The organism is Streptomyces sichuanensis (genome assembly GCF_020328095.1).
GTDB lineage: Bacteria > Actinomycetota > Actinomycetes > Streptomycetales > Streptomycetaceae > Streptomyces > Streptomyces cinnamoneus.
The window spans coordinates 1-5,467 of the sequence record NZ_JAIXMK010000070.1 but is presented as its reverse complement, the minus strand read 5'-3'; the positions used below and the strand labels follow the sequence as shown (position 1 = coordinate 5,467).

Annotated in this window: 5 protein-coding genes; all 5 read right to left on the bottom strand. The window is 71.8% G+C overall.

Annotated features, from left to right (window positions below; all coding sequences use genetic code 11):
* On the bottom strand, nucleotides 1-1,133 hold a 1,133-nt coding region (locus tag LE181_RS20265; protein WP_225662731.1), incomplete at its 3' end, for an ABC transporter ATP-binding protein.
* A 172-nt stretch (nucleotides 1,134-1,305) separates the two neighbouring features.
* The gene (locus LE181_RS20260) at nucleotides 1,306-2,076 is read right to left on the bottom strand and encodes an ABC transporter permease (protein ID WP_225662730.1); all 771 of its coding nucleotides are present in this window, start codon (nucleotides 2,074-2,076) and stop codon (nucleotides 1,306-1,308) included.
* 3 nt (nucleotides 2,077-2,079) lie between these two features.
* Nucleotides 2,080-3,066, bottom strand: coding sequence for an ATP-binding cassette domain-containing protein (locus LE181_RS20255; RefSeq protein ID WP_225662729.1), 987 nt, complete (start codon nucleotides 3,064-3,066; stop codon nucleotides 2,080-2,082).
* A 157-nt stretch (nucleotides 3,067-3,223) separates the two neighbouring features.
* Nucleotides 3,224-4,162: a coiled-coil domain-containing protein gene (locus tag LE181_RS20250; RefSeq protein ID WP_190109829.1), complete on the bottom strand. Its 939-nt coding sequence runs from the start codon at nucleotides 4,160-4,162 to the stop codon at nucleotides 3,224-3,226.
* 122 nt (nucleotides 4,163-4,284) lie between these two features.
* A partial coding sequence (locus LE181_RS20245; RefSeq protein ID WP_505016586.1) for a polarized growth protein Scy-related protein occupies nucleotides 4,285-5,467 on the bottom strand: 1,183 nt, incomplete at its 5' end.

The window sequence follows — 5,467 nt, the reverse complement described above, 5'->3', positions numbered from 1 at the left end:
GCAGCGCCGGCCTGGGGCGCGGGCGCGGCCTGGTACGGGTGCGGTGCCGTGGCCGGCGCGCCCGGCGCCGGCTGCTGCGGGGCGGCGGCGTAGGGGTTCGGCTGCTCGCCCGGCAGGACGGGGTACGCCTGCTCCGGCCAGCCCTGGGGGAGCGCGGGGGGCTGCTGCCAGCCCGTGGGGGCGGGGGCGGGCGCCTGCAGGCCGGCGCGCTGGTCCGTCGTCGAGCGGTAGTCGACCGCGCCCTGCGTCATGCGCATGTACGCCTCCTCCAGCGACGCCTGGTGCGGGGAGAGCTCCCACAGGCGGACGTCCTCGCCGTGCGCGAGGTCGCTGATGCGCGGCAGCGGCAGACCGGTCACGCGCAGCGCGCCGTCCGGCTCGGAGAGGACCTGGGCGCCGGCCCCGACGAGCGCCGCCGTGAGCTTCTCGCGCCCCTCCGGCTCGCCCTCGGGCGTCCGGACGCGGGCGAAGTCCGCGGAGTTCGCGGAGATGAAGTCCTTGACGCTCATGTCGGCCATGAGCTGCCCGCGCCCGATGACGATCAGGTGGTCGGCGGTCAGCGCCATCTCGCTCATCAGGTGGGAGGAGACGAAGACCGTACGGCCCTCCGCCGCCAGCCGCTTCATGAGGTTGCGGACCCAGAGGATGCCCTCGGGGTCGAGGCCGTTGACCGGCTCGTCGAACAGCAGCACCTGCGGGTCGCCGAGGAGCGCCGCGGCGATGCCGAGGCGCTGGCCCATGCCGAGCGAGAAGCCCTTGGAGCGCCTGCGCGCCACGTCCTGGAGGCCGACGACGCCGAGGACCTCGTCGACGCGGCGGGCCGGGATGCCGGAGAGCTGGGCGAGGGAGAGCAGGTGCTGACGGGCGCTGCGGCCGCCGTGCACCGCCTTGGCGTCGAGCAGGGCGCCGACCTGGCGCGGGGCGTTCGGCAGCTTGTGGAAGGGCTGTCCGGCGATCGTGACCCGGCCGGCCGAGGGCATGTCCAGGCCGAGGATCATGCGCATGGTGGTCGACTTGCCGGAGCCGTTGGGCCCCAGGAAGCCGGTCACGGCACCCGGCCGGACCTGGAACGTCAGGTTGTGCACGGCCGTCTTGGCGCCGTAGCGCTTCGTCAGACCGACTGCCTCGATCATTCTTCGCCCCTAGCGAGCTCGGTCAGGGCGAACGCCCCCGTAAGGGTTAGGAGGATAGACGAGGGGTTGACGGTTCCCGATATGCACGGGTTGTGACGGACACCGCGGAGCGGAAGGGCGTCCTCGGGGGACGTCGCGGGTGCCTTCCGGTCGTGCGCGGGACGGCCCTGCGCTAGGCGTCCCGCCTCCTGAGCAGCGCGTATCCGCCGATCAGCGCCGCCACCACCCACAAGGCCATGATCGCGAACCCGCCCCAGGGGCCGTAGGGCGCGTCGTCGCCGAACGTGACGACCTGCATCACCTTCTGCCCGGCCTGGTCGGGAAGGTACTGCCCCACCTTCTTCGTGGCCGGGACATTGCCGAGGATGGCCGAAATGAGGAAGAAGAACGGCATGAGAATGCCGAGCGAGAGCATCGGGCTGCGCAGCATCGTGGCGACGCCCATCGAGAACACCGTGATCGCCGTCATGTAGAGCCCGCCGCCGACCACCGCGCGCAGCACTCCGGGATCTCCGAGGTGGGCCTTGTGGCTGCCGAGCATCGCCTGGCCGACGAAGAACGCCACAAAGCTCGTGAGCATGCCGACGGCGAATGCGAGCAGCGTGGCAATGGTGATCTTGCTGAAGAGAAAGGTGCCGCGCTGGGGAACGGCCGCCAGGGAAGTGCGGATCATTCCGGTGCTGTATTCGTTGGAAACGACCAGCACCCCGAAAACGATCAACGCCAGCTGGCCGAGACCCATACCCGCGAAGCTGATGAACGTGGGATCGAATTGGATCTTGTCTTTCGGGGGGAGCGCGTCGAAGTCCCTCTTGCTCAGGGCGCTGATCAGCGCGCCGAGCGCCACGGTCACCACCACCGCGATCCCGAGCGTCCACACCGTCGAACGCACCGATTTGATCTTCGTCCACTCCGACCGGAGGGCCTGCGTCACCACCGCCATCGCTCAGGCCCCCTTCTTCCCCGGGCTCTTCCGCCAGCCGGCGCCCCAGGCGGCCTCGGGCGCGGCGGCCGCCGGCGGCTGGTGGTCGTCGTGCGCGTGGTACTCCACCGCCCCGGCGGTGAGCCTCATGAACGCCTCCTCCAGCGACGCCTGCTGCGGGCTCAGCTCGTGCAGCACGATCCGGTGCCGGGCCGCGAGCTCCCCCAGGTGCTCGGCGTCCTCGCCCTCGACCTCCAGCGCCCCGTCGCTGCGGGGCACGAAGTCGATGCCGGCGCCGTGCAGCACGTCCCGCAGCCGTTCGTGACCGGGGGAGCGCATCCGCACGAACGACCGGGAGTTCTCCCTGATGAAACCGGCCATGCTCGTGTCGGCGAGCAGCCGGCCCTGGCCGATGACCACCAGGTGGTCGGCGGTCAGCGCCATCTCGCTCATCAGGTGGGAGGAGACGAAGACCGTACGGCCCTGGGCGGCCAGGTTCTTCATCAGGTTGCGGATCCAGTGGATGCCCTCGGGGTCGAGCCCGTTGACCGGCTCGTCGAACATGAGGATCTGCGGGTCGCCCAGCAGCGCCGCCGCGATGCCCAGGCGCTGCCCCATGCCGAGCGAGAAGCCCTTCGAACGCTTCCTCGCCACCGACGTCAGCCCCACGGTGTCCAGCACCTCGCGCACCCGCGCCCGCGGGATGCCGTTGCTCTGCGCCAGGCACAGCAGGTGGTTGAAGGCGCTGCGGCCGCCGTGCATCGACTTGGCGTCCAGCAGGGCGCCGACGGTCTTCAACGGGTCCCGCAACTGGCGGTAGTGCCTGCCGTCGATGCGGACCGTGCCACCGGTCGGATGGTCCAGGCCGAGCATCATCCGCATGGTGGTGGACTTCCCGGCGCCATTGGGGCCGAGGAAGCCGGTGACGATGCCGGGGCGCACGGTGAACGTGAGGTGGTCCACGGCACGCACGTCGCCGTAGTCCTTGGTCAGATCCGCCAGCTCGATCATTACGCCACGGTAAGGGCGCCTCCGGCGGCCCGCCACCGGTGGCGCAGACTCCGGACCGGAAGCGGAAAGCACTCGGCGCGCCGCCGGCCACAGGAGGTGGCGCGCGGCGCGCCGGGCACAGGATCCCCCGAACGAGCGGCGTACGGACCGCGCCGCGTCAGCGGCTCTGCTGGGCCGGGACGCCGCGCGTGATCGGCTCGTCGTCACCCGGCACCCCGGCCGCGGCCACGGCCGCACCGGTCAGCGTGGCCAGCATCTCGCGGACGTTGGTCAGCTGGGCGTTGATGCTGTCGCGGCGGTTGGTCAGCGCCGCCAGCTCCCGCTCGGACTCGCTGCGGATGCGGTCCGCCTTGGCGTTGGCGTCGGCCACGATGTCCTCGGCCTGGCGCTGCGCGGTCTCCACCGTCTGCCGGGCCCGGCGCTCCGCGTCCGTGCGCAGCTTCTCCGCCTCCAGGCGCAGCTGCTCGGCGCGGTGCTCGATCTCCGCCAGCCGCTTCTCGGCCTTGGCCTGACGGGAGGCCAGGTCGCGCTCGGACTGCTCGCGGCGCTTGGCCAGGTTCGTCTCGAAGTCGGCCGCGGCCTGGGCGGCCTTGGCGCGGGTCTCCTCGAAGAGGGCGTCCGCCTCCTCGCGCTTGGACTGCGCGTCCTTCTGCGCCTCGGCACGCAGCGTGGCCGCGTCCCCCTTGGCCTTCTCGACGATCCGCGCGCCCTCGTCCTCCGCCTTGGCCTTGCGGTCGGCGGCGAACGACTCGGCGTCGTTGCGCACCTGCTGCGCGGCCGACTCGGCCAGCTCGCGGTGCTGCTCGGCAGCGCGCCGGGCCTCTTCCCGCAGGTCCTTGGCCTCTTCCTCGGCGAGCCGGAGAATCTTTTCCACGCGCGCGCCGAGGCCCGCGTAGGACGGCTCCGCGTCATTGATCTGTGCCTGAGCGTTCTGCGTTTCGAGGTGGAGCTCCTCGATGCGCTTTTCCAGCGAAGTGATCCGTGCCAGTGCGCTGTCACGGTCCGCTACGAGCTTGGTAATGCGGTCGTCCACCTGGCCGCGGTCGTATCCACGCCGCACCAACTCGAAGCCGAAGGGGGAGGAAGTGTCGCTCATGGGGTTCCTGTCATAAGAGACCGGTGAGGTGATAGAGGAATCCTAGGGGCGTGAGCGGCGTCTCATCGAGCAGATGGAAGTAGACAGTTGGGGAATCCGGAAACCGGCCCCTCGATTGAGTGTTACTTCTGTGACTGCTTGCCACCCGATCGAGTTGCGCCGGCACCGGCCGCCGCCTTCACCCCGCCCTCCTTGGAGCCGCCTGCCCCGGGGGCCTCAAATGATTCCAACGCCTCCAGCACGTCCTGGACACGGGAAATCTCGGCCTGAATGTCCTCGCGACGACGGACCAGGACCTCCAACTCCCGCTTGCCCTCCTCCAGAAGACGCGCCGACTCCTCCCGAGCCTCGGTGCGCAGGCGCTCGGCCTCGCGTACCGCGGCGGACTTCTTCTGCTCCGCCTCCTTGATCAGCGCGTCCGCCTTCTTCACGGCCGTGATCCGCACCTTGCTGGCCTCGCTCTGGGCGTCCGAGATCAGCTTCTCCGCCTTCTCCTCGGCGTTCGTCAGCTGCTCGGTGGCCGCCGCGACGAGCTTGTCGCAACGCTCGCCCGCGGACTGCATCGCCTCGGCCGCCTCCCGGCGGGCCCGCTCGTGCAGCTCCTCGACCTCGCCCTCCAGCCGGGAGCGCAGCTCCTCGGCCCGGTCCCTTATGGCGGTGGCGTCCCCACGGGCCTCGGCCAGCAGGGTGTTGGCGTCCGTACGGGCCCGCTCGACCACCGCGTTGCCCTCGCCGGTGGCCTCCTTGACGATCCGCTCGGCCTCCTTGCGGGCCGCGCCCACCATGGCGTCGGCCTGCTCCTCGGCCGCAGTGGCGGCCCGGACGGCCTCCTCCTGCGCCTTGGCGATCAGCGCGTCCGCCTGCTCGGCGGCGTCCGCCAGCCGCTTGGCGCCGGCGTCCCGCGCCTCGTCGACGGTCCGCTCGGCCTCGGCCCGGGCCTCGGCCCGCGTCCGTTCCGCCTCCAGGACCGCGTCGGCCTTGATCTTCGCGGAGTCGGCCCGGGTGCTGTTGGCGTTCTCCTGGGCGGCCGCGAGGGCCTCGGCGGCCTCGGTGGCCATCCGGTCGGCCTCCGCCGTCGCCTCGGCGACGAGGGTGTCCGCCTGCGCGGCGGCCTCCGCACGACGGGCGTTCGCCGCCTCACGGGCCTCGTCGGTGAGCCGCTCCGCCTCCTCGCGGGCGGTCTCCAGGGCCGCGTCGGCGTCGCCCCGCAGCCGCTCCGCCTCCGCCGTCGCCTCGGCCAGCGTCCGCTCGGCCTGCGCGGCGGCCTCCGCCCGGTGGGCGTCGGCGGCCTCGCGGGCCTCCTCG